The sequence below is a fragment of the Pseudoalteromonas sp. H105 genome, assembly GCF_001469215.1.
In the GTDB taxonomy this organism is placed as follows: domain Bacteria; phylum Pseudomonadota; class Gammaproteobacteria; order Enterobacterales; family Alteromonadaceae; genus Pseudoalteromonas.
This window is the reverse complement of sequence record NZ_LOFH01000006.1, coordinates 81,348-104,372: the sequence shown is the minus strand read 5'-3', so window position 1 is coordinate 104,372 and position 23,025 is coordinate 81,348. Positions and strand designations below refer to the sequence as shown.

Below are 23,025 nucleotides of genomic sequence, written 5' to 3'. Positions count from 1 at the left end.
ATGCCGAAAAAAATAGATGATGGAAGTCTTGTTGGCTACATACTAAGACTAACAGCTCGTAATGGATTTCAGATGCCGCTTGATTGGATTAATGAGGCTCAGTTAAAAGCATCTATCAACAATACATTAAGCATTAAACAAGTTAGTGCTCTAAACGAGTTTTTTCCGGTAACTCATAGTTTAAAGTATTTAAGCTCCAGAAGGCACTCTGCTCTGTTTCAAAACTACCACATTGAAACTCCTAGAGTTTGCCCTATTTGCATAAGAGATACTGGTTATATCAAAGAAGAGTGGCGGTATATAGGCAACCTTAAATGCTCAATCCATGATGTTGGGCTAATTGATGTTTGTCATCTATGTAACCATAAACTGGAGTGGTCAATAAATTTGCTTGAAGGTATTTGCACTAATGAAATGTGTAGCTGCTCTCTCAAGTCAGAACCATTGAATAATGCCTTAGAGTGTTTGTTTATTGACGAAATCTGTGACTGTCTTTTGGCAGACTTTGTTTACTCTCACCCATATAATACCTACTGGCCTAATTTATCACACCCAAACAGCGAGAACTTACTTACAGCCACCAGCAAAGGTTATGATTTACTAAATTGTGACTTCAAAAGATGGATAGAGTTATATGACGCACAAAGCAACCCGTTTAATGCTCTAGCAGTTAAGTTCAAATACTTTCCACTTTACCACCTTGCTCATAGCCTACAGAATGAGTGGCTTTTCAGTGAGCAATTGAAAAAACTAACTGCATCCACATCATCACCAACCAAGCAACTATTTAACTTAAGCAGCTATGTGGTAACAGCCGAAAGCGCCATGACAATACTTGGCCTGTCAAAACATGAAATCATAAGCTATTCGCCAGAAGCTAAAAACAAAAAAGTAATTCCAAGTAGGCTTAGGATAAATATTGCACCAATTATCAAAGCAACTAAGGTGACGAAATAGCGCTTTATTATCTCAACTTAATAGTGCTTTTTTTCACTATAGTGTCGGTTTTATGTCATTAATAGTGAAAAAAAGCACTATTATGAAATAATGACTTCTTAAGTTTCTGGATTAAATTTAAGGTCAATTAGAAATCCGATATAAACTCAACTGTTAGACTGTTTTTACAAAAATTATTCATGCTTATTTTATTCCTTTCAGTTTGTAGTAAAGGCTTAAACTGTCTTCTTTGAGAAACATTACTTTTATGTTCAAGGAAACGGCAGATAGGTCATATTCTTCGTAATCAAACAAGTGATTAATTGAAATTTATTCTTACTAGCGAATAGTTAGGAACTCTGGTAGAAATAGGCTATTCAGAAAAACGAGCAATTGAGTGCTAGAAAAATGCGTAATTCGCTTGTTATAAACATGTTGTGTGCCAAAGGTTTTACTTCCGATATTAGGGAAATTTATGGATTTACGGGTTAAATTAAACGTTGATGAACCAACTCTTTATGAGTTGAGTTTTTTCTCTTTAGATCTATTAAGACTAAACGTCGTTTCTTCCTTGGTTGATGAAGCGCAATCAGATAAAGAGTCAAAGTTAGTTTCTGCTAAAAATATTGATCGAACTTATCAAAATAGATCATCTCTTGGGTCTTACTACAAAAAGCATAAAAAAGATATCCAAGTCAAAGAGTTCAAGGAAGGCAGTATAGAACTCGTAATTGCAGGAATTGGTGTTGCAGCTTCAATTATTGTTCCTACCATTTTTTACTATTTGAACAAAAAGAATCAAGAAGAGAACCAAATGGTTAATTTTACTGTGGATTCACAAGATGATGAAATAAATAGGTTTCTGGAAGAAGTTCAAAACAGAAACTTTGGTTCATTTGATGATTGCTTTGATTTCATTAGGCAAACAATGGTTAGGCGAGGATATAGTTTCGAAGCTATTTCTGATAATACATATAAAGCACTCAAAGCAAACTCGAATCGTTTAGAAGATGTTGTATTAACAACTAGACGTATAAATCGTAATTAGCACACAACAAACGATTGACTTTGTTCGTAGTTCACAAATCTTAGCCAACTATTTTTAACCTGTCACAAGACGTTGGGCTAGTAAGGAGATTCAATGTTCGGCTTCATTAAAAAGCTAATATCTAAAAGTGATGAATATGAAACAGCAAAAGAAGAGTTAATCTCAGGAATGTTTGAACGCTCTGAGAATTGGCAATCTAAAGGGGTTGAGATGGCAATTGACTGCTATGAAAACGGCTTAAAAAATGGAGCACTAATTCAGTTTGATCAAATATCAGAACAGATAAAGTTACATTATCCTAATAATGTTGGTTCGATTGAAAATGGATTTCTCACTCAAATGAAAATATATATAGATTCTGAGGAAGTTGTAAATGTTTCTATTGAAGGCAGTACATTGAACTTTATTCATAAAGATTATTTAAAAGATTTGATGAATTCATAGCACTAACAAGTGCAGTAAATTTCGATAAACGGGCGTTAACCCTTCTGTTTCTGGCACGAATATGACTGTCAGTTTGTCTTGGAAAGGCATTCTAATTCAACAATATTAATCGACCCTTCCCTAAACTTAGCCCTCGAAATTGCTATATAAAGTAAAGTTCCACTCTAAAGTTTTATTCATTATCAATTTGCGTATTTAGATCATATTTGATACTTATAACGCGTTTTTTGCGCTAGCCCAAAAAAGTAGCCAGCGTTAATAATGTTTATGAATAAACGACCAAGCTTCCGAGCATCACCCAAAATGAGATTATTGCTAACATTTCCCACTTCAAATGAAATAAATTTTGAGCCTGATTCTCTAAGAAGCAGGCCCCTCAATGCCTCTACTGAGTGAGATTCTCATCTCGACTGATTAAAGACACTGAGGCAGCATGAAAAACCACTGTGCTACATTTCCCTAGGCTTTTCTCTAAAAAATGTAATGAAGAGCGATTTCCATACTCAGTTATAATACCAATTCACTTAATTAAATGATCTATTTTGAGGATGGAAAAACGTGTTGATAGCAAAGCAAAAAAAATTGCTATTTAGTTGTTCTAAATGAGAATTCTATAACGCAGGCAGCGACACGTTTAGCCCCGCAAAATGATTAAGTATTATTGCAGATTAGTATAACTACTATTTAAGATTCGATTAATGTTAATGATGCATGACGGTTTGCGTATTCTGAAACGGGTGATACTGAATTTAATACCTACGACCCACACCATTCGTTGTATAAGCGGCGATGCTCTTTGCTCAGTTGAGTTAATAATTCACTAAAGGATATTTTTGATAATAATGAGTGATTTGACTAGTGTTTTGGTATTTTGAGAGGATTTTATATGTGGTGGGTGATACTGGACTTGAACCAGTGACCCTCGCCTTGTAAGGGCGATGCTCTCCCAACTGAGCTAATCACCCACATATAAGAGTACTACTTTTAATTGAAGGTGGATTGCAATAACTTGACCACCTAGCCTTTTTTGAAAGAGGGGCAACGCTCTTTTTGCACTTGTTTCGATTAAATGGTGGGTCGTACTGGACTTGAACCAGTGACCCTCGCCTTGTAAGGGCGATGCTCTCCCAACTGAGCTAACGACCCCAGATAATCTGTAACCTTGCTTCCCACCAGTTAATGGTGGGTCGTACTGGACTTGAACCAGTGACCCTCGCCTTGTAAGGGCGATGCTCTCCCAACTGAGCTAACGACCCGCAAAGTTTATCTAAATGTGAACACCATTAAAAATGGTGGGTCGTACTGGACTTGAACCAGTGACCCTCGCCTTGTAAGGGCGATGCTCTCCCAACTGAGCTAACGACCCATTTAGATTATTGCAATATGAAGCACCATTTAAAATGGTGGGTCGTACTGGACTTGAACCAGTGACCCTCGCCTTGTAAGGGCGATGCTCTCCCAACTGAGCTAACGACCCATATTACAATTTAAAACACAACTATTAATACAACAACAGATTTTATATGTGGTGGGTGATACTGGACTTGAACCAGTGACCCTCGCCTTGTAAGGGCGATGCTCTCCCAACTGAGCTAATCACCCACATATAAATAAAGCGCTACTATTAGAAATCAATAGTACTGGACTTTAACCAGTGAACCTCCCCGTTACCTATAAATAGCGGTGACATTCTCTTTTTCTAACGGATTTAATGACTCCATTAGAATTTAGTTACACCATTATTTAATAATGGTGGGTCGTACTGGACTTGAACCAGTGACCCTCGCCTTGTAAGGGCGATGCTCTCCCAACTGAGCTAACGACCCATATCTAAAAACAACACATTGCTGCGTTGTTGTGGGGCGCTATTATAGATAGAGTTGCAAATGTGTCAACACTTGAATGTGCAAAAATAGTTTAGATGTGGTTTTTATAATCAAAGAAACGTATTCTTGTTTACTTTATAGACATTGTGGTTACTTTTTAATATTAAACATTTAAATACCCTCTTCAATCGACGTGTTAATAGCAACTGAGTCGATAAGCAATATCCAATAAGAACTAAATTAACTTGCGGATTTCTAGTTCGCAATACAAACCTACTTATCACCCAAAGTAACTTGTGTAACTCAACTCACATCAAAAAGCGGTTTATCACTTAATTTGCCCCCCCTTTATTTTATGAATTAAACACATTGCTAGACAAAGTAAATACACACAGCCTATTTTGCATATAAATGTATACCTTTATGAAAAGGCATCAGATAGCATGCGTAGAGTTAGAAACGCTTTCCAAACTTCACTTTAGTACCACTGCCACTGTTAAAAAGCTCAAAAAACACACAGCTTAGTTTATAGAATATCCAGTTTGTTGAAAAATAGGACGTTTGAATAAAGTTACTTAAAAAATTGTTGACATTATTTGGGTGGCTGCATAGAATGCGCCCCGCACTCAGCAATACACAGCACGGTTTACCTAGCAGTGTAAAGCAACAATGAGTTGGGGCTATAGCTCAGCTGGGAGAGCGCTTCGCTGGCAGCGAAGAGGTCTGCGGTTCGATCCCGCATAGCTCCACCAAACTTATTAGTGCATTTGTCCTAGGGTAGCAGTTTTCTGTGTCCCCATCGTCTAGAGGCCTAGGACACCGCCCTTTCACGGCGGTAACAGGGGTTCGAATCCCCTTGGGGACGCCAATCTGATTTTCAGAGGCGGTTTTACCGAGAAAATAGCGAAGTAAATATAGCTCGAGTCTTTATTTGCACATACTCGCATTACCTTAAACTCAGGATTTGAGTCTAACTAATCAATTGTCCTAGTGACACATTTTTTGTGTCCCCATCGTCTAGAGGCCTAGGACACCGCCCTTTCACGGCGGTAACAGGGGTTCGAATCCCCTTGGGGACGCCACTTACTATAAGTGCTGTGTTATGAAAACAGCTCGCCTGAATCGAGTTTAACCATTCAGTTGTCCTAGTGACACATTTATGTGTCCCCATCGTCTAGAGGCCTAGGACACCGCCCTTTCACGGCGGTAACAGGGGTTCGAATCCCCTTGGGGACGCCACTTACTATAAGTGCTGTGTTATGAAAACAGCTCGTCTGAATCGAGTTTAACTATTCAGTTGTCCTAGTGACACATTTATGTGTCCCCATCGTCTAGAGGCCTAGGACACCGCCCTTTCACGGCGGTAACAGGGGTTCGAATCCCCTTGGGGACGCCACTTACTATAAGTGCTGTGTTATGAAAACAGCTCGTCTGAATCGAGTTTAACCATTCAGTTGTCCTAGTGACACATTTATGTGTCCCCATCGTCTAGAGGCCTAGGACACCGCCCTTTCACGGCGGTAACAGGGGTTCGAATCCCCTTGGGGACGCCACTTACTATAAGTGCTGTGTTATGAAAACAGCTCGTCTGAATCGAGTTTAACTATTCAGTTGTCCTAGTGACACATTTATGTGTCCCCATCGTCTAGAGGCCTAGGACACCGCCCTTTCACGGCGGTAACAGGGGTTCGAATCCCCTTGGGGACGCCACTTACTATAAGTGCTGTGTTATGAAAACAGCTCGTCTGAATCGAGTTTAACTATTCAGTTGTCCTAGTGACACATTTATGTGTCCCCATCGTCTAGAGGCCTAGGACACCGCCCTTTCACGGCGGTAACAGGGGTTCGAATCCCCTTGGGGACGCCATATAAAAAATGTAATGTCATTAGTTTATCTCATACCCTACCCTCGTACACACTCACTAAATACTCTTCTTCATTAAGTTACTTTTAATAATCAAGCAAATATAAATTTATTTAGAGCGATTAAATTCTAAATTGCCTTGTAAGCGGCTAGACTGTTTATTATAGTCAAAGGTACATTCATATGGTCCGAAGCTTAATGTCGAAAAAGACTTTTTCTAACGCAAAAATACTGATAGTTGAAGAGCAACTGCTTGCTCAAAGCTACATGAAACAATCGCTTGAAAAGTTAGGCTTTCGGCAATTGCATTTTGCTGAGCATGCTATTGCGGCAAAAGAGCTATGCCTTACTGAACAATTTGAACTTATCGTCTGCTCCTTCAACTTAAGCAAACACCAAGATGGCTATCAATTATATGAAGAACTCCGAGTCAAACGTTTAATTAAAAACTCTACCGGGTTTATTTTCATTTCAGCTGAAACAACAGGCTCATTAGTCCATAGCGTACTGGAATTGCAGCCTGATGACTTTCTGGTTAAACCTTTTTCTATCAGTGATCTAAAAACACGTATCGAGAAAATATTAGTTAGAAAAAGTAATTTACAAAAAATATATAACTTCATCGATGACGGTAATGATTCAAAAGCATTAAAAAGTATCAACGCATCATTAATGAGTAAAAAGAACACTTACAGTGCCATTTTATTACGCTTAAAAGGTGATGTATTACTTAGGTTAAAACGCTATGAAGAAGCCAAAACATTCTTCAAATCAGCGCTTAATATTCAAAAGTTCACATGGGCTAAAGTGGGCTTAGTTGAAGCGTTAATCGCAAATAATGAACATATCCTAGCCCAGCGAATGCTTAAAACAATGCTTACTCATAACGAAACACGCTTAGTGGCATTAAACTTACTGGGCACTTTGGAAGTAAAGCTCAATCAATTTGAGTCTGCTCAAACATTTTTAAGTGAAGCAGCTGATATTGCCCCACTTAATTTAAAACGCCAAAAATCTCTAAGTAATGTCGCCATGCTGAACCATGATTACGAAAAAAACTATACTACGCATAGAGACATAGCACAGTATGCTAAGTACTCTATCCATGATCATCCTGATATTTATTTAAACGCCGCACGTGCAGGGATTGATTTTGCGCTTACAACTGACCAAAGCGATCAAATACAACGTATTTCACGACAAACGAATAAGTATTTGAGCGACTTAAAAAATCAATTTCCCAATAGCCACAATCAAACACAAGTCGATGTCTTAAATGCCCGCTTACACTACTTAAAAGATGAACATCAAAAAGCCAAAAAGTTAATTGAACAACTTGAAGATGATGACAACCAAATTAGATCGATTGATGGTGCACTTGATAAAGCCAAAGCGTTCCATGAGTTAGGCTTTCATGCAAAAGCCCAAAACTTATTTAATCAAATAATTAATCATTGCGAACGCCACCCGAGTGTCAGTGACCCTGTTTACTTGCGTTATATCCAACAGCAACAAGTTGAACGCAGAGACATTAAAATGGGTCCAAAAGAACTTAATAACCATGCTGTAACGCAATTTAATAAAGGGCAATTGAATACCGCGCTTGAAGCATTTAGCCAAGCATTCAGAATTATGCCAAAAAATGCCAGCATTGCGCTTAATCTACTGCAATGTTTATTTGATGATAATAAAAAAAATGCACAATCTTTTAATTTAATCGCTGCCAAAAAATGCTATACGTTATTATCAACTGCATCTCTAGACACTGAACAGCAGCAACGTTTTAATAAAATAATTAAAAATGCCCAAGAGATGGGGTTAAAATTAGCAGAAAAAGACGACTAATTAACGACAGTGTCGAAGTTCCACTCTTTAACCTGCAGCAGGAGAAATACATTGAAACGCCGTTTTAATTTAATATATCTAATCCTTGCATGTTGCTCTTTGCTAAATCCACTTCAAATAGCTCAAAGTAAAACATCATTAGCTCATTGGCAAAAAGCAGACATTAATTGGCGTCAATACCAAGGCAGCCACATTAATGTGCTTGCAGATGAACAACCTGCTTTTATGGCTTTGAAACCCTACTTACCCGTATTTCAAAAGCTGACTGGGATTTCTGTTGGCTTTCATGCATTAGAACAATCAAAAATGCGCCATCGCCGAGCGATTGACCTCAATAAAGGGCTCGGACTCTATGACGTTATTCCAATGGGCGTCACTTTTCTAGGCCAAGCACATGCAAATAACTATATAGAGCCACTTGCTGATTATTTAAACAACCCACAATTAACGGATCTAAACTGGTATAAGATGGAAGATATAAGCCCAAACAGCTTATCTTTATGCCAGATAGACGGCACATTATTGTCATTACCTTTTGATTTCTCCGCACCAATTTATTTTTACCGAAAAGACTTATTTGAAAAGTTTAATATTAGTGTCCCAGATACTTATGAAACCTTGTTAACGACTAAAAAAACACTTCAGCAAGCGCTCGATAAAGATCCTGAGTATAACGATATGCATGCATTTGCATCACGTACTATGCCAGGTGCAGGGTTAAACACCTGGACCGTTTTACCTATTATGCGTTCATACGGGGCGCAGATAGTCTCTAAAAAATTGACAGCAACGAGCAATTCTCACGCCGCTCATACCGCTATTCGTGTTTATCGTGACTTAGTCACAGGCTATGGCAACCCTAAAAATAGCCGTACATTGCATTTTTATCAGATACGTAAACTCTTTAAGGAAGGTAAACTCGCCTCGGCTTTCATTGCTTCACATTTTTATAATGAAATAGACACCGAGAAAGAATCTATCATTTGGGATAAGTGGGAAGCAGCCCCATTACCTAAAGGCCCCCATTCACGGGAAACATCTCCATGGGCCTGGGCGTTTTCAATAAATGCGCAATCTAAAAATAAATCAGCAGCATGGCTATTCATTCAATGGGCCACAAGCGCCCAGACTGCGACACTTTTAAGCACAGGGGGTTCTCCTCCGCGGATGCAAGTTTGGCAGGAACAGTTATTTAGCCTAGTCAATAAACCCGGGTTCAATAATACCATGCTTTGGGTGTTTGAAAATGCGACTCCTAGTTATATACAATCTGGTATTACCCTTTTTCCTGAAATTGGGGAAATAATTTCTCATGCGTACAGTCAAATTTTTTACGGCGCAGATATTCAAAATACGCTTGACGATAGTAATAAAAAAATTGACTCTATACTAAATAAAAACGAATAAGCCTGAAGCCTATGTATTTAACAATCGCTCATAAAATTTTATTGATCATTGGCTTTACCATCACGCTCGTCTTAGGTGTAAGTACAGCTTTGCATGTTATTGAGCTCAAAGATCAAACATTATTAAATATGAGCGAAAAAGCCTCTGCTATTGTGGCGCCAATGCTGGTTGAAATAGATCAACTAACAACTGATGGCAATGAAGACAATTGGGTACTTAAAATTCAAGCCATCGCATTAACTGACTTATTAACACAAAATAATTTTAACGATTTAACCAATATATATTTTGTCGATAACAATGCTCAAATTGTCGCACACATAGATAGAGAACAACTATCTAAAACGATTTACGATGATTCTCTTTTACAAGCAATGAAAAAAGATCAACAGAGTATTCTAAGTAATAACAGTCATTATAATGTGGTTATCCCTGTCCACAATCATAATAATATTAGAATGGGCTCTGTGATTGTCAGCTTTGCGGATGATGACTTAGTGAAAAAAATTAAGCTTATCATCACCAATGCCATTTCTTTATTTGCTATTTATTTATTTACTGCATTAGTAATTGCCTACATCGTTATTCGCAAAATTATTTTACAGCCCATCGATAAACTCGTTGAATTCTCTCACGCTATAACAACCGGCGATTTAGACTACCCCATTCATATTAATAGCCATGATGAAATTGGTACTTTGGCTAGTGGGTTTAAAATGATGCGAGCAGCAGTGAGAGAACAGATCAATAACATGCATGAGCAACAGTCAGTTCTCGAAGAAATAGTGACAACACGTACCCAGGAGTATCTAGCAGCAAAAGAACAAGCTGAGTACTCTAATCAGGCAAAAAGTGTTTTCTTAGCAAACATGTCGCATGAATTGCGCACCCCTTTAAACGCAGTACTTGGATTTAGTCAGCTTTTACAAGACAGAGAAATAGAAGCGACAAAATTACGTTATTTAGAAGCCATAACTGTTTCAGGGAATTCACTTTTAAATATTCTCAACGATATTTTAGATATCTCTAAAATTGATGCTGGTAAAATGCACTTAGAACTTGATCACGTAGAGCTAGACGCTATGTGTAACGAGTTATCTATGATGTTTATGCAGCAATGCGCGCAAAAAGATTTAGAGCTAAGTATTAAATGCACAAGCAATGCCCACAAAGCTCTTCTACTTGACGGAAACAAACTTCGCCAAGTAATGATTAATCTCTTAAGTAATGCTATCAAGTTTACACACCAAGGCTACGTGCGCGCGATTTTTGATGCAAACGTCAACAATACTGGCGATCATGTTAATTTAATCATACGGGTTATCGATTCTGGCAAAGGCATTGCTGCAGATCAACAGCAAAATATTTTCAATGCTTTTGAACAAGTTCAAGGGCAAAAAAGTGATGAATATGGCGGGACTGGCTTAGGTCTGACTATATCGCTAAAATTTACTAAGCTGATGGGTGGCACACTGAATGTAACCAGTAAACCAAACAAAGGCAGTGAGTTTACTATTGAAATTCCTGACGTTGCATACGCTCACCACAAGGAGGTCGCAACCAAACATAACTTCCCCGCCATCGCCAGCTATACATTTGGGCCGAGTAAAATTTTAATTGTTGATGATATTGCGTATAACCGGGATTTTTTAGTGTCGTTTTTATCGCGCTGGCCATTTCAAATCGATGTGGCTGAAAATGGTAAGATTGCGTTAGAAAAAATTGCTCAATGTGAGCCAGATCTTATTATCATGGATATGAAGATGCCAATAATGGGGGGACTTGAAGCCACAAAAGCATTGCGCGAAAACGAACACTACAAACATATCCCTATTATTGCAGTCACCGCATCAGCATTGAAAAATGAACAACTTGAATTTACGCAACTGACCGATTACTGCATAACAAAGCCGATTTGTCGGGAGCATTTAATTTTTACGATTGCTCAACTAATAATGCCTCCCGAGTAAACACTATTTAACCTGAACTCTGGTTAAGAGATATACTAATGCATTGATATTAATCACAAATATACTTATTAGTCTCCGCTGGAGACTTTTAGCGATAACAAGGCGAATTTACGCGTCAATAGCTGGTCTATTGCAAGTAAATTCAACGCAGTTAGCGTTGAAAGTAGCCGCTGGAGATAAATTTATTGTACAGAGTTCAGGTTATTTAAAGCTTTTTAAGTGATAAAGCATTAACACAATAGCGTAAACGACTTGGCATTGGTCCATCAGGAAAAACATGGCCTAAATGCGCATCACAGACATTGCACACAGCCTCAATTCGCTGCATACCATGGCTAACATCGCTATTATATGCAATTGCATTTGTAGTGGCAGGCTGTGTGAATGACGGCCACCCGGTCCCACTATCAAACTTTTCGCCCCCCTCAAATAACACATTATTACAGCATACGCAGGCATACTCGCCAGGTTCAAACAACGTACAACTGTCTGAGCTATGAGGGCGCTCGGTTCCTTTATTACGCGTGACATAAAAAGCTTCGTCTGATAAAAGTGCTCGCCATTGTTCATCACTTTTAATCACTTTATCAGCGGGCGCTGGATTACCTTTCGTTGCAAAATCTACAATACTATTCCACGTCAGCATACGTTACCTCTTTTACATTAACTTACTTTTATCTCTGTCGATTTAATCAATGGTCACTGACAGCTTTTCTTGCGACGTCAATAACGAATTGAAATAATCACGTAACAGCTTTTTACTGCCTGGCAAACGAGTTGAATAAACACACGTATTAGCGGCGTAGATAGAAAATCCATCTTGTTCACACTTAATCCTATCTATCGAATCAATTGAAAAGCAATACGGACCCGTCGTGCAATTAAAAAAACCTGACAGGCTCAAACACACTAATGATGTTTTATCCCGTTGAATAAGCTTATCCACCGTATTTTGCGCATAAAATAATGCAGTTAGGCGATAACAGCATGAAGAAAATACAAAGATCCATAATGCAACAACAAAAACGAACCAAGGTTGCGCAAGCAAATCAGTAAATAAACTCAACAATAATAATACTAAGCCGAAGCAAGCGACGATCATCGCTAATTGTTTATTGACTTCTTGCACGCAATTTCCTCAACGCTTATTACTTTTTGTACTATTTTTTTGTGTTTCTGGATCGGGCCAATCATTAAAAAACACGGTCAAATAACGACTTTTGGCTAAATACAATAACACCCATAGTACCGCCACCATCTGTAACGCTAAGAACATTGAAAATTGATAATAACTATGTGCTGCTTGAACTACTAACCAGATTAAATCCACAACCGCACAGAACAGTAATGGCCAACGCATAAATCGCCATATGCGCGCCAAACGAGCTGCTGAAAGAACATTTTTTTGCGGCCGCCTAAAGCAAAAAACAGCTGCGGGTAGTATTGCCAATGCGCCGATAGCCAACGCACTAAAAAAATCCTGCTTAGAACGAAAAGCTAAAGACATTATATCCAATTCAGGGCGACGACTTAACGCCGCTATAACCCAAATAAAATAAGCGCGCAGTAAAACCAATAAAGTTAAATGAAATGCGATGGGAGTACGATACGTGCCGTATTTATCCCAAAACTCTGGCCCATAACGCATTACAATTGATTCTTCTTGTCAGCAATAACACCTAACACAGTAAAAGCACATATGACCATGAGACCTAACCACTGTGTACCAAAAAGCAATAACAGTTTACTCAATAGAGGTGTTGCAAATACCACCAGAAAGCCAAAACCAAAACCGGTTACTAAAACAAATACAGCGACTCTGACAAAAAAATGCCGCCTTGCAACAAAGCGTTTAGTGACCTTGATAATGTCATTAGCATATAGAGATACCAAACATACAACCAATAACAAGGCTATGTTGTACAGATACGGCTTTAGCCACTGGCCAAAGCTCAATGCTGTACTTTCAAATACAGCAAGTGCGCTATCCATTGTGTTTCGCCAGTAGCGCGATTAAATCATCTTCAGTGAGGACCTCAATGCCTAAATCTTGTGCTTTAGTAAGCTTTGATCCAGCCTTTTCACCCGCAATTAGTGCATCTGTTTTTGCCGACACACTGCCAGAAACCTTAGCCCCTAATGCTTGCAAGCGTGCTTTTGCATCATTGCGGTTAAGCTCATTAAGTGTGCCAGTCAAAACATAAGTTAGCCCTGCAAGTGGTTGTGAATCTTCGCTCGGCACAGTTAACTGTGACCAATGAACCCCTTGCTCGATAAGCGCATTAACCACATCTGTATTATGTGGCTCGGCAAAAAAACTACTCACATGTTTTGCGACAATTTCTCCAACATCAGATACTTCAACCAAAGCTTCGATATTTGCTTGAGTTACTTTTTCGAGAGTTAAAAAGTGTGTCGCCAAGTTTTGCGCCGTCGCTTCACCAACCTCTCTAATACCTAAAGAGTATAAAAATTTAGCTAACGTTGTTTGCTTTGCATCTTCTAAGGCGCTAACCAAATTCTTAGCAGACTTTGGGCCCATTCGTTCAAGCGATTCAAAGTGCCCTTGTTTTAAAATAAACAGATCTGCGGGTGTTTTAATGAGCTCTCTATCCACCAGCTGGTCAACTATCTTATCGCCTAAGCCATCAATATCAAGGGCTTTACGTGACGCAAAATGTTTAATCGCTTGTTTACGTTGTGCTTGGCAAACAAGTCCCCCCGTACAACGTGCAACTGCTTCGCCCTCTACTTTCTCTACGTGAGAGTCACAAATAGGGCATGTAACAGGAAAAATAATATCTTTTGCATCATCAGGACGACGCTCAAGCACAACTTGTGTTATTTGTGGTATCACATCCCCTGCACGCCGGATAATCACCGTGTCACCCACTTTAACACCAAGACGCGCTATTTCATCACCGTTATGAAGTGTCGCATTTGACACCGTGACCCCGCCAACAAAAACGGGATCTAACCTCGCGACAGGCGTAATCGCTCCTGTGCGGCCTACTTGAAATTCAACATCAAGCAATTGTGTAATTTCCTCTTGAGCTGGAAATTTATAAGCAATGGCCCAACGAGGTGCGCGAGCAACAAAACCCAAGCGTTCTTGCATCGCTTTGTTGTTTACTTTAATTACAACACCATCAATCTCGTATTTGAGGGTGCTTCTACGCTGTAAAATATCTTGGTAGTACGCTATGGCAGCCTTTTCACCTTCAACTAACTTTGTTTGTGGACAAAGCGGCAATCCCCAATCAGTTAATTTAGCTAGCTGCTGGTAATGATCGCTCGGTAATTCACCGTCGGTTACAACACCGGTACTGTATGCATAAAACATCAGTGGCCTTTTTGCCGTAATTTTAGAATCTAACTGACGCAAACTGCCTGCGGCGGCATTACGTGGGTTAACAAATACTTTCTCGCCTCGTTTTTGAGCGTCAGCGTTCAACTTGTCAAAACCCGCACTATCCATAAATACCTCACCGCGTATTTCGATTTCACGCGGGTAATCGCTGCCTCTTAATTTAAGCGGGATATTACGAATCGTTTTGACGTTTTGCGTGATGTTTTCACCTGTTTGGCCATCCCCTCGAGTTGCTGCCTGCACAAGCACACCATCCCGATACAAAATAGACACAGCTAAACCATCTAATTTTGGCTCACAGCAAAAAGTCAGCTCACTGTTATCCATTAAGCGCTCTTTTATACGACGATTAAAGGCAGCAAATTCTTCATCTGAAAATGCATTGTCTAAAGATAACATGGGTACTTGATGGGTTACTTGATCAAACTTCGCCAATGCTGCCCCACCGACCTTTTGCGTCGGTGAATCTGGACTTAAATACTCTGGGTGTTCGGTTTCTAAAGCACTCAACTCGCGCAAAAGTCGATCATATTCAGCATCTGGAATTGATGGATTATCAAGTACATAATAATTGTAATTATGATCATCTAATTGCTGACGGAGTGAGTGAATTTTCGTTAAAACTGAACTAGACATAATGACCTCTAAAACATAAAAAAACCACTTAAACGAGTTATCGCCAAGTGGCTTAAAAATTCTTAAATAAGATGTTGTTAACTGTTTTTAGACAGTAAACTTTCTCACTTTTTCAACATACTCACGTACGCTATCAACAGTCATTTCTTCACGTTGAGAATCTAAAATTGTTGCACCAAATTCATCCGCTAATTTCTTCGCGGCACTGTGCAGCATATTAAATGCAGCAAGGCCATCGCCATCGCATGGTAACGTCATAAATAAGCTAATGCCCGCGGTACTAAACTGTTCCATGTTATCAATGTCAAATGTACCTGGGTTATACATATTCACTAAACGAAACAAAACGGGACCCAGGCCAGCCGGGTCGAGATGACGATTAAAAAAACCTTCCTCTGAATATTTAAACCCAAGTGTATTAATCGCCGGGAGTAACTTACTCCCTTCCATTGCAAGCCCTTGCGGCATTTGTATATGAACGATGATGAAATCAGCAGGAGGTGCCGCTTGTTCTTCTTCATCTTGTACTGCATCTACTGACGCATCTGAACGATCCGTGTCAATGTCTTGTGCATCTGACTGCAAACTGTGATTTTCATCATCAGCAGCTGAAAAACTAAGATCGCCAAACTGTGGCTCATCGCGTTCAGTTTGAGCTGCTTGTAAAGGCTCTGATTGCTGTTCTACTGGGGTGTGCTCAGTTGGTTCAACACGTTCATTCGTCGCAGCAGCGGGTGCCTCTTTTTTGCGAACTGACCATAGGCCATGTATTAATAATCCACCGATGACTATTACACTGATAATGATTAAAACCCATCTTAATTGTTCGGCCATCCCCTCACCTTTTATTAATTATTCTAACAAAAATAGTATTATGCATGTGCCATCTGCACTGCCTGTTCAATATCAACTGCAACCATTCGTGATACGCCTGGCTCAGCCATTGTAACACCAGTTAATCTTCCTGCCATTTCCATCGCAATTTTATTATGACTGATGTAGATAAATTGCACCGATTGTGACATTTCTTCAACTAAACGGCAAAATCGGCCCACATTCGCATCATCCAGTGGTGCATCTACTTCATCCAACATACAAAAAGGCGCTGGATTAAGCCTAAATATTGAAAACACTAATGATAATGCGGTCAGCGCTTTTTCTCCACCACTTAACAGGTGAATTGTTGAATTTTTCTTGCCGGGTGGTCGTGCCATGATACTAACACCACTTTCCAGTAGGTCATCACTGGTTAATTCCAGGTAAGCACTGCCTCCACCAAACACTTTTGGGAAGAGCTTACCGAAATCTTGATTAACTTGATCGAACGTTGACTTAAAACGCGTTTTCGTTTCGCGGTCGATTTTTTGAATAGCGCCTTCTAAACTTGATAACGCATTTGTTAGATCATCTAATTGTTGTTCAAGGTACTCACTGCGTTGTTTAGCCTGTTCAAATTCGTCAATGGCTGCTAAGTTGACCGCTCCAAGTTCATTTATATTGTGCAATACCCGACTCAACTGTGTTTGCATACTGGACATATTTGCAGTGTCAGGTAACTGCTCAAGCACCGATTTTAAGTTCTGCTCTAGTTCACTCAGCGGTTCTAATGCTGATTGCGCTTTAACAATTAAGCTTTGCTCTTCAAGGGCTAGTGCCTGCAGCGACTCTTGCAAAGCTGTTAATTCGCCTTGTGACAGTTTAAGCGCGGATTGTTTTTCTGCCAAAGCCTTCTTTGCCTCAACTAACTGTTGATTCAGCTCGAGCAATTGGCTTTCACCATGTTGGTGCTGTTCCAGTAATTGAACAATTTGCTCTGCGCTTTGCTCAAGCGGCATCACTAACTCTTCAATTTGGCTGGTTAATTCTAAAACGGCTTCACTAGCAGACTCGTAAGCATGTAAGGCATGGTGTAACTTAGTATCACTTAATTGGCATTCGCTGCGCGCTTTTTGTTCCGCAAGATTAGCTTGATGAGCCTGTGTTTTATATTGCTCATACAGCGCACTATTGTTTTTAAATTGATCTTCACACGCTTGTTGGGCCTGATTGGCCTGTTCGAGCTCAATTGACAGTTGCGCTTTTTGTTTTTCAAAATCAACCGTCAGCGCTTTTTTAAGTACGATGTCGGTCTTTAAATCTTGTGTTTGTTCATTTAAATGCGTTTGCTTTTGTATCAGTTTCTCTTGCTGTACATGCCACTGAGTTAATTGCTCTTTTAACATATCTCTTCGTGTGCTAGCTGACGCAATTTGCTGTGCTAATTGATGAATCACACTTTTAATATCGTCTATGTGTTGTAAATGACTCAGCTGTGCACGTTTATTCTGTGAAACCTCTATGTGCTTTGCATCTTGTTGCTGCTTTAATAGGATCTCCTGCGCGTTACATTCGTTAAGTTCTTTATGCTTAATAAGCAGTGAGTGGTTGTTATCTGAATTGTCTAAACGCCAATTTCGACCTTGTAAATTGGCGTTGACATCAATAGCGGCGACCCAAAATTCATCCTGAAATAGACTCTCATCAAAGCTTTCACAAAATATAATCCGTTCGAGAAGGTCTGGGTATACACCTTGCTCTATTAGCGCTGCCACGGAGGCTTTGTTTACCTGACTTGAACTTTTCCACACACTGTTAGAACGGGATGACTGGCTAATTGTCAGTGCTGTTAAGCCAAAAAGTGCGTGCTCAACTATTTGCTCATACCCTTTTTTTACAACTAACTGAGCAAGTAAATTGGCCTCTTGGTGCGGGTTTTCAGCATCGAGCATACTCATCAGCCCTGCAATTTTGGCTTTATTCTCGTTTACTGTTTGCGTAATAGATTGCAGCTCATCTTGGCTTTTTATCAATGATTCATGGTTTTCTTTTTCTAACAGCGTTAATTTATTCAAGGCACTTTGTTTAGCCGCAAGTTCCTTGGTAAGTGATTGCATCTGAACGTGTTGGTTTTGTAGTTGTTCAGCCAGTGTACTTTGCGCAAGCTCATTTATTTGCTGCGTAATATCCGCTTGTTGATTTTTAAAGTGCTCAAGGTTCTGCTGTTGTTGCGTCTGCGCATTGAGCGCTTGATTGTGGCTAACTGATACGCTTTGGTAATGTTCATTTAGTAACTGAAATTTATTAAATGCCTGGTGTTTTTGCTGTTGCGAACTTTCAACAAGTTCGCGAGCCTGCGTCACATGCTCATTACACACTAAGGTTTCTTCAATCGCTTCTTGTAACGCATCTGCCAGTTCATTACTGTTATCCTTTTGCTGTAATTGCAGCTCTTTGCCTTGTAATTGAAGACTTTGTTGTTTAATTAAATTTTGACTTAACGACTGCTGTTGTTGTTTCAGACTAATTTGTTGTTGTTCTACTCGCGTAAGAGCTGTGTGCGTATTATGCTGAGCTTGCTGTGCGTCGCTTAGCTGTTGCTGGCACTGTTGAACCTGCACCTCAAGGCTTGCTAAAACATCATCATGCCCTGAATTCGCTTGCTTAAAGAAATCGATTTGTTCATTGAGTGCGGCTATTTGCTGGTTTTTTTTAATTTGTTGCTGATGTAACTTTTGCCATTTTAGTACCGCTATTTGCCCTTTAAGAGCGCGTTCTTGCGCTTTTAATTCTCTATACTTTTTGGCATTCACAGATTGAACAGCTAGTTTCTCAACTTGTGCCTGCAGTTCCTTTCGTACATCAAGTAAACGCTCTAAATTTTCACGGGTACTCTTTATGCGTGTTTGGGTTTCTCTACGACGCTCTTTATATTTAGATACACCTGCCGCCTCTTCTAGAAAAACACGTAAATCAGCAGGTTTGCTCTCAATTAATCGAGAAATCATACCTTGCTCAATAATCGCATAACTGCGAGGACCCAAACCTGTGCCTAAAAATATATCGGTAATATCACGTTTACGGCACTTGCTGCCGTTTAAAAAATACAGTGATTGACCATCCCGCGTAACTAACCGTTTAATCGCCACTTGGTTACGATCTGCAAATGTATTGGGGAGCTGACCTTGCGTATTATCGAAAGTAAGCTCAACAGAAGCTTGAGATATTGGCTTGCGATTTGTTGAACCATTAAAAATAACATCCGTCATGGCATCGCCACGTAGGTTTCTTGCAGAACTTTCACCCAACACCCAGCGCACCGCATCAATGACATTTGACTTACCGCAGCCATTTGGGCCAACGACGCAAGTCATTTGATCAGGAAAAGGGATTTTAGTGGGTTCAACAAAAGACTTAAAGCCCGCTAATTTTATGGTGCTTAAACGCATCTATAGGGTTTACCGATTGTTATTATTATTTATCGAGCACTAATTTAACCTATTTTGCAATAAAAGGTTAAGCTTGACGTTTAAAGTTGTCTAAAATAATGCCTGTTGCCATTGCGACATTGAGCGATTCTGCCACGCCAAAAGCTGGAATGGTTATTTTATGTGTTACCAACGCAGCGCATTCACTGCGAATACCGTGCGACTCACTTCCCATCAATATGACACCCGAGTGTGATAGGTTTGCTTTATGAAGGTTATCACCTGCCAAAAAAGCACCGTAAATGGGTACATCTAGTGTTTGTAAATAAGCGGGTAAATCTGTCTGGCTAACCGCCACACGAACAAACGACCCCATTGTGGCACTTATGGTTTTTGGGTTGTAAGGGTCAGCGCTATCTGTACTTGCAACAATATGGTTAATACCGTACCAATCCGCGACGCGAATAATTGTCCCTAAATTTCCTGGATCAGACACCCCATCTAGCGCGAGGATCAATCCATTTGTTTGAGGCAGTTCAACCCTCGGCATAGCAACAACCGCTATGGCTGCATTATTTGAAACTAATGTGCTGGCTTTAGTCAAGCTGTCTTCATCTGCTTCTATCATCGTGATTTGAGGATACTGTGATTGAAACTGACTAATAAATGCAGATGTAGCAAATACATCTACAATCGTTAAGCCACTTGCTAATAGTTCAAGTACGTTTTTCTCACCTTGTACAAGGTATTGGTTATGTTGCTTACGATACTTTTTTTGGCCTAAAGCACGGATTAACTTGAGTTGGTTTTTTGAAATCATAACAGCCCCATAAAATGATGTGACGAGTATAACAGATTTCGGCTAGAGTTCTAAAATCGATAAGTCCAGAAAATTACTATAATTCAGCGTTCACAATAAAATTTGATTGATAATAATGCAATTCTTTAGTAAGTTTTGGCCCTAATTTAAGGATATGGAAAATAATATGGAACCCACCTCACCTTCAGTTGACCCTACGCAAACCAAATTGCCACAAATAATATCTCAAAGCCGAGTAGAATTTAGCGGTAAAGCCAGCGAATTTTTTGGTATTTGGACCGTCAACATTTTACTGAGCATACTAACCTTAGGCATATATTCTGCTTGGGCAAAAGTACGTACTTATCGCTATTTTTATAGTCATACTCGTATTGATGGTCATAGCTTTGATTACCTAGCAACACCCATACAAATTTTAAAAGGCCGTATTTTAGCCGTTGTGGTATTTATTACTTACAGCTTAGTGATTCAATTTTTTCCTGCCTTTGGTATTTTATTAGCCGTTGCTTTATTTTTTGCGATGCCCTGGATTATTAATCAGGGTCTTCGTTTTAACATGCGCATGACTCGCCATCGTAATGTGCGTTTTGCATTTGCTGGTAACTACGGTGAAGCATTTCTCAACTTTGTAGTATTACCCATCGCGAGTATTTTTACGCTCTATTTGTTATTACCTTATGCATTAAAACGTATTGACCAATATATGCATGAAAATATTAGCTTTGGTAATAAACCAATCAATGTGAACCTCCAAGGTGAGAAATATTACATTGCAGCTTTAATAACCATTGGTGTTACGATTGGTGGTCTCGTTATTTTTGGTATCTTTTTAGGGCTGACTGGAACGGCAATAGGCCTTGGAGCTGTAGATGCAGAGAATATTCACCCATCAACCATACTATTCCCTATTTTAATTGGTGCATTGTATGTGGCGTTTTTAACTTTGGTCAGTGCGGTGTATCAGTCCATTATTCGTAATCATATTTTTAATAGTAGTGAATTCGAGGACGTAGCAAGCTTTAAATCAGATTTGAAAGCAATTGAATACGCCCTATTATTATTCACCAACGCACTCGCTATCATTTTTACCCTCGGGTTAGCTTACCCATGGGCAAAAATACGCGCAGCGCGTTTGCTTTGTGCTGCGACTGAGGTAACGATATATTCTGGTGCTCTGGCTATTATTGACACGACAGAAGAGCAACAGTCTTCTTTTGCTGAAGAAGCCGCTAACGTTTTTGATATTGATATATCCCTGACCTAATGAGCCATAAAAAAACGAAAGGCTACTACTACTATCCTAGTAGTAGTCAACACATACAGTGCAGCGCAATCATTATTGACGAACACATACAGTTGTTTGATAATGGAGCCTGCCCTATTGTGAGCTCTTCTAAAGATGCATGTACCCTTGAAAGCCCGTTACCTGGTATAGCAGCAGCACTTTGCTTCGCCGACGGTGGACGATTTATCCCGGATGATATCAATTTTCGATGGCCGTTTGCTCATCAAAAACACGGTTTAGCGCAGCGATTGGAAAAAAATAAACTACTCATTGTTGCTTCAGTTGTTTTTACTCCAATATTACTCTGGCTCATTCTCTACCGTGGTATTCCAGCCGCTGCAGTTTATAGCATTGGTTTAGCCTCCCCTTCTACTATTGAAGCGATGGGCGAGCAAAGCTTACACGTCATTGAAAAGTTAGCATTAGCGCCAAGCGAGTTATCGAGTGATAAACAAGCCATGATTCAAAAACAATGGCACGTTATGCTTGAACAACTGCAACTAGATAACGAACAGTTTAGGCTTTCGTTTTATCAATCAGACTACTTTTCAGCTAATGCATTTGCACTCCCTCATGGCCGCGTAATTGTCACTGATGAATTGGTGCTTTTGCTACAAGATAAACCCGACGCATTACGGGCAATCTTACTCCATGAAATTGGCCATGTTGAATATCAGCACGGTATTCGATTAGCTTCACAAGCAACTGCCAGTACGATAGTTTTAGCGATTATTTTTGGTGACTTAGAAGGGATCACTGAAGTCGTACTTGGCTCTAGCTCTTCTTTTTTACAGCAAGCGTTTTCACGAGATATGGAACGTGAAGCAGATAAATATGCTATCGAGAAATTAATTGCTCTAGGTTATTCTAATGATGATTTTGCCGATGCCATACAAGCACTGCAAAACAAATTAGATGAGCAAGCGCAACTTGATGAGTCGTGGCTTAAATATTTATCTACACACCCTAGTTCTCAAGAGCGTATTGATTTTGCCAGGCAGTACACACCACAATGACACCCGAGTTAACGTTAATTACATTGGTTATTACCGTAATCGCACTAGGTTATGGGGTTATTTACCCGCGTTTTGCTGGGAATGACTTTAAAAAAGTATCATGCCAAGACTTGTTCGCGACAACCATATCATTAGTCGTTGCTGGGAGTCTTTATTATGATTCTGGCATTGAGTTTAGTTGGTTAATCTTTAAGGTTAATTGGTTTTGGTTCACGTTTTTAACCTATGTCCTCATCGAAGTTCCTGTGTGTTTAGCATATGCAAAAAAACACAACATGAAATTCAAGTGAGTTATGTAGCTATATAACTAGACA

At 39.5% G+C, this 23,025-nt stretch carries 17 protein-coding genes and 15 tRNA genes; 17 read left to right on the top strand and 15 right to left on the bottom strand.

Annotated elements, in window-relative coordinates; genetic code table 11:
• From ATS75_RS11715 to ATS75_RS11705, 3 genes are all read left to right on the top strand, one after another.
• Entirely contained in the window at positions 1–957 is a 957-nt protein-coding gene (locus ATS75_RS11715) for a hypothetical protein (RefSeq protein WP_152996220.1), read from the top strand.
• Positions 958–1,411: 454 nt separating this feature from the next.
• Positions 1,412–1,984 (top strand): hypothetical protein, encoded by a 573-nt coding sequence (locus ATS75_RS11710; RefSeq protein WP_058560614.1) that lies wholly within the window; start codon positions 1,412–1,414, stop codon positions 1,982–1,984.
• Between the two features lie 93 nt (positions 1,985–2,077).
• The gene (locus tag ATS75_RS11705; protein WP_058560613.1) at positions 2,078–2,428 is read left to right on the top strand and encodes a hypothetical protein; all 351 of its coding nucleotides are present in this window, start codon (positions 2,078–2,080) and stop codon (positions 2,426–2,428) included.
• Positions 2,429–3,317: 889 nt separating this feature from the next.
• Here the strand turns inward: ATS75_RS11705 and ATS75_RS11700 are convergent.
• The 7 genes from ATS75_RS11700 to ATS75_RS11670 all read right to left on the bottom strand — a co-directional run bounded on the left by ATS75_RS11700 (position 3,318) and on the right by ATS75_RS11670 (position 4,254).
• Positions 3,318–3,393, bottom strand: a tRNA-Val gene (locus tag ATS75_RS11700).
• A 105-nt stretch (positions 3,394–3,498) separates the two neighbouring features.
• A tRNA-Val gene (locus ATS75_RS11695) sits at positions 3,499–3,574 on the bottom strand.
• 34 nt (positions 3,575–3,608) lie between these two features.
• Positions 3,609–3,684 (bottom strand) — tRNA-Val (locus tag ATS75_RS11690).
• 34 nt (positions 3,685–3,718) lie between these two features.
• A tRNA-Val gene (locus ATS75_RS11685) sits at positions 3,719–3,794 on the bottom strand.
• A gap of 35 nt (positions 3,795–3,829) precedes the next feature.
• Positions 3,830–3,905, bottom strand: a tRNA-Val gene (locus ATS75_RS11680).
• A 49-nt stretch (positions 3,906–3,954) separates the two neighbouring features.
• Positions 3,955–4,030: transfer RNA gene (locus ATS75_RS11675), tRNA-Val, on the bottom strand.
• Between the two features lie 148 nt (positions 4,031–4,178).
• A tRNA-Val gene (locus ATS75_RS11670) sits at positions 4,179–4,254 on the bottom strand.
• A gap of 676 nt (positions 4,255–4,930) precedes the next feature.
• Between ATS75_RS11670 and ATS75_RS11665 the strand changes: the two genes are divergently transcribed.
• From ATS75_RS11665 to ATS75_RS11615, 11 genes are all read left to right on the top strand, one after another.
• Positions 4,931–5,006 (top strand) — tRNA-Ala (locus ATS75_RS11665).
• A gap of 40 nt (positions 5,007–5,046) precedes the next feature.
• A tRNA-Glu gene (locus ATS75_RS11660) sits at positions 5,047–5,122 on the top strand.
• A gap of 138 nt (positions 5,123–5,260) precedes the next feature.
• A tRNA-Glu gene (locus tag ATS75_RS11655) sits at positions 5,261–5,336 on the top strand.
• An 81-nt stretch (positions 5,337–5,417) separates the two neighbouring features.
• Positions 5,418–5,493: transfer RNA gene (locus ATS75_RS11650), tRNA-Glu, on the top strand.
• Positions 5,494–5,574: 81 nt separating this feature from the next.
• Positions 5,575–5,650 (top strand) — tRNA-Glu (locus tag ATS75_RS11645).
• A gap of 81 nt (positions 5,651–5,731) precedes the next feature.
• Positions 5,732–5,807: transfer RNA gene (locus ATS75_RS11640), tRNA-Glu, on the top strand.
• An 81-nt stretch (positions 5,808–5,888) separates the two neighbouring features.
• Positions 5,889–5,964, top strand: a tRNA-Glu gene (locus ATS75_RS11635).
• Positions 5,965–6,045: 81 nt separating this feature from the next.
• Positions 6,046–6,121: transfer RNA gene (locus ATS75_RS11630), tRNA-Glu, on the top strand.
• Between the two features lie 195 nt (positions 6,122–6,316).
• Complete coding sequence (locus ATS75_RS11625; RefSeq protein ID WP_058560756.1) at positions 6,317–7,963, top strand: response regulator; 1,647 nt, start codon at positions 6,317–6,319, stop codon at positions 7,961–7,963.
• Positions 7,964–8,014: 51 nt separating this feature from the next.
• Complete coding sequence (locus ATS75_RS11620) at positions 8,015–9,370, top strand: extracellular solute-binding protein (protein WP_058560612.1); 1,356 nt, start codon at positions 8,015–8,017, stop codon at positions 9,368–9,370.
• An 11-nt stretch (positions 9,371–9,381) separates the two neighbouring features.
• Positions 9,382–11,340, top strand: coding sequence for an ATP-binding protein (locus ATS75_RS11615; RefSeq protein ID WP_058560611.1), 1,959 nt, complete (start codon positions 9,382–9,384; stop codon positions 11,338–11,340).
• A gap of 205 nt (positions 11,341–11,545) precedes the next feature.
• Here the strand turns inward: ATS75_RS11615 and msrB are convergent, their stop codons facing one another.
• The 8 genes from msrB to ATS75_RS11575 all read right to left on the bottom strand — a co-directional run bounded on the left by msrB (position 11,546) and on the right by ATS75_RS11575 (position 20,410).
• Entirely contained in the window at positions 11,546–11,986 is a 441-nt protein-coding gene (msrB, locus tag ATS75_RS11610; protein ID WP_058560610.1) for a peptide-methionine (R)-S-oxide reductase MsrB, read from the bottom strand.
• 42 nt (positions 11,987–12,028) lie between these two features.
• Positions 12,029–12,469: a hypothetical protein gene (locus ATS75_RS11605; RefSeq protein ID WP_058560609.1), complete on the bottom strand. Its 441-nt coding sequence runs from the start codon at positions 12,467–12,469 to the stop codon at positions 12,029–12,031.
• 9 nt (positions 12,470–12,478) lie between these two features.
• Entirely contained in the window at positions 12,479–12,988 is a 510-nt protein-coding gene (locus tag ATS75_RS11600) for a DUF2919 domain-containing protein (protein ID WP_058560608.1), read from the bottom strand.
• Complete coding sequence (locus ATS75_RS11595) at positions 12,988–13,332, bottom strand: DUF3392 family protein (RefSeq protein WP_058560607.1); 345 nt, start codon at positions 13,330–13,332, stop codon at positions 12,988–12,990. The genes ATS75_RS11600 and ATS75_RS11595 overlap by 1 nt, the downstream gene beginning before the upstream one ends.
• On the bottom strand, positions 13,325–15,346 hold the full coding sequence (gene ligA / locus ATS75_RS11590) for an NAD-dependent DNA ligase LigA (RefSeq protein ID WP_058560606.1): 2,022 nt from the start codon (positions 15,344–15,346) through the stop codon (positions 13,325–13,327). Before ligA ends, ATS75_RS11595 begins: the two co-directional genes overlap by 8 nt.
• A gap of 87 nt (positions 15,347–15,433) precedes the next feature.
• On the bottom strand, positions 15,434–16,180 hold the full coding sequence (gene zipA / locus ATS75_RS11585; protein ID WP_058560605.1) for a cell division protein ZipA: 747 nt from the start codon (positions 16,178–16,180) through the stop codon (positions 15,434–15,436).
• 38 nt (positions 16,181–16,218) lie between these two features.
• Positions 16,219–19,611, bottom strand: a complete 3,393-nt coding sequence (locus tag ATS75_RS11580) for an AAA family ATPase (RefSeq protein WP_058560604.1) — start codon at positions 19,609–19,611, stop codon at positions 16,219–16,221.
• Positions 19,612–19,678: 67 nt separating this feature from the next.
• A complete protein-coding gene (locus tag ATS75_RS11575; RefSeq protein WP_058560603.1) occupies positions 19,679–20,410 on the bottom strand; it encodes a TrmH family RNA methyltransferase in 732 nt (243 codons plus the stop codon).
• 166 nt (positions 20,411–20,576) lie between these two features.
• Here ATS75_RS11575 and ATS75_RS11570 point away from each other — a divergent pair, with 166 nt between their 5' ends.
• The 3 genes from ATS75_RS11570 to ATS75_RS11560 are packed head-to-tail and all read left to right on the top strand — an operon-like array spanning position 20,577 to position 23,001.
• Entirely contained in the window at positions 20,577–21,674 is a 1,098-nt protein-coding gene (locus tag ATS75_RS11570) for a YjgN family protein (protein ID WP_152996219.1), read from the top strand.
• Positions 21,674–22,711 carry a M48 family metallopeptidase gene (locus ATS75_RS11565; RefSeq protein ID WP_058560601.1) on the top strand — a complete coding sequence of 346 codons (1,038 nt, stop codon included), beginning with the start codon at positions 21,674–21,676 and terminating at the stop codon, positions 22,709–22,711. Before ATS75_RS11570 ends, ATS75_RS11565 begins: the two co-directional genes overlap by 1 nt.
• Complete coding sequence (locus ATS75_RS11560; RefSeq protein WP_058560600.1) at positions 22,708–23,001, top strand: hypothetical protein; 294 nt, start codon at positions 22,708–22,710, stop codon at positions 22,999–23,001. Before ATS75_RS11565 ends, ATS75_RS11560 begins: the two co-directional genes overlap by 4 nt.
• The last annotated feature ends 24 nt before the right edge of the window (positions 23,002–23,025 follow it).

Excerpts from the sequence above, each read along its gene's own strand:
- ATS75_RS11560 (WP_058560600.1), top strand. The coding sequence starts at position 22,708 with ATGACACCCGAGTTAACGTTAATTACATTGGTTATTACCGTAATCGCA.
- ATS75_RS11625 (WP_058560756.1), top strand. The coding sequence starts at position 6,317 with ATGTCGAAAAAGACTTTTTCTAACGCAAAAATACTGATAGTTGAAGAG.
- ligA (WP_058560606.1), bottom strand. The coding sequence starts at position 15,346 with ATGTCTAGTTCAGTTTTAACGAAAATTCACTCACTCCGTCAGCAATTA.
- ATS75_RS11575 (WP_058560603.1), bottom strand. The coding sequence starts at position 20,410 with ATGATTTCAAAAAACCAACTCAAGTTAATCCGTGCTTTAGGCCAAAAA.
- ATS75_RS11570 (WP_152996219.1), top strand. The coding sequence starts at position 20,577 with ATGGAACCCACCTCACCTTCAGTTGACCCTACGCAAACCAAATTGCCA.
- ATS75_RS11710 (WP_058560614.1), top strand. The coding sequence starts at position 1,412 with ATGGATTTACGGGTTAAATTAAACGTTGATGAACCAACTCTTTATGAG.
- ATS75_RS11595 (WP_058560607.1), bottom strand. The coding sequence starts at position 13,332 with ATGGATAGCGCACTTGCTGTATTTGAAAGTACAGCATTGAGCTTTGGC.
- ATS75_RS11615 (WP_058560611.1), top strand. The coding sequence starts at position 9,382 with ATGTATTTAACAATCGCTCATAAAATTTTATTGATCATTGGCTTTACC.
- ATS75_RS11600 (WP_058560608.1), bottom strand. The coding sequence starts at position 12,988 with ATGCGTTATGGGCCAGAGTTTTGGGATAAATACGGCACGTATCGTACT.
- ATS75_RS11565 (WP_058560601.1), top strand. The coding sequence starts at position 21,674 with ATGAGCCATAAAAAAACGAAAGGCTACTACTACTATCCTAGTAGTAGT.
- ATS75_RS11580 (WP_058560604.1), bottom strand. The coding sequence starts at position 19,611 with ATGCGTTTAAGCACCATAAAATTAGCGGGCTTTAAGTCTTTTGTTGAA.
- zipA (WP_058560605.1), bottom strand. The coding sequence starts at position 16,180 with ATGGCCGAACAATTAAGATGGGTTTTAATCATTATCAGTGTAATAGTC.
- msrB (WP_058560610.1), bottom strand. The coding sequence starts at position 11,986 with ATGCTGACGTGGAATAGTATTGTAGATTTTGCAACGAAAGGTAATCCA.
- ATS75_RS11715 (WP_152996220.1), top strand. The coding sequence starts at position 1 with ATGCCGAAAAAAATAGATGATGGAAGTCTTGTTGGCTACATACTAAGA.
- ATS75_RS11705 (WP_058560613.1), top strand. The coding sequence starts at position 2,078 with ATGTTCGGCTTCATTAAAAAGCTAATATCTAAAAGTGATGAATATGAA.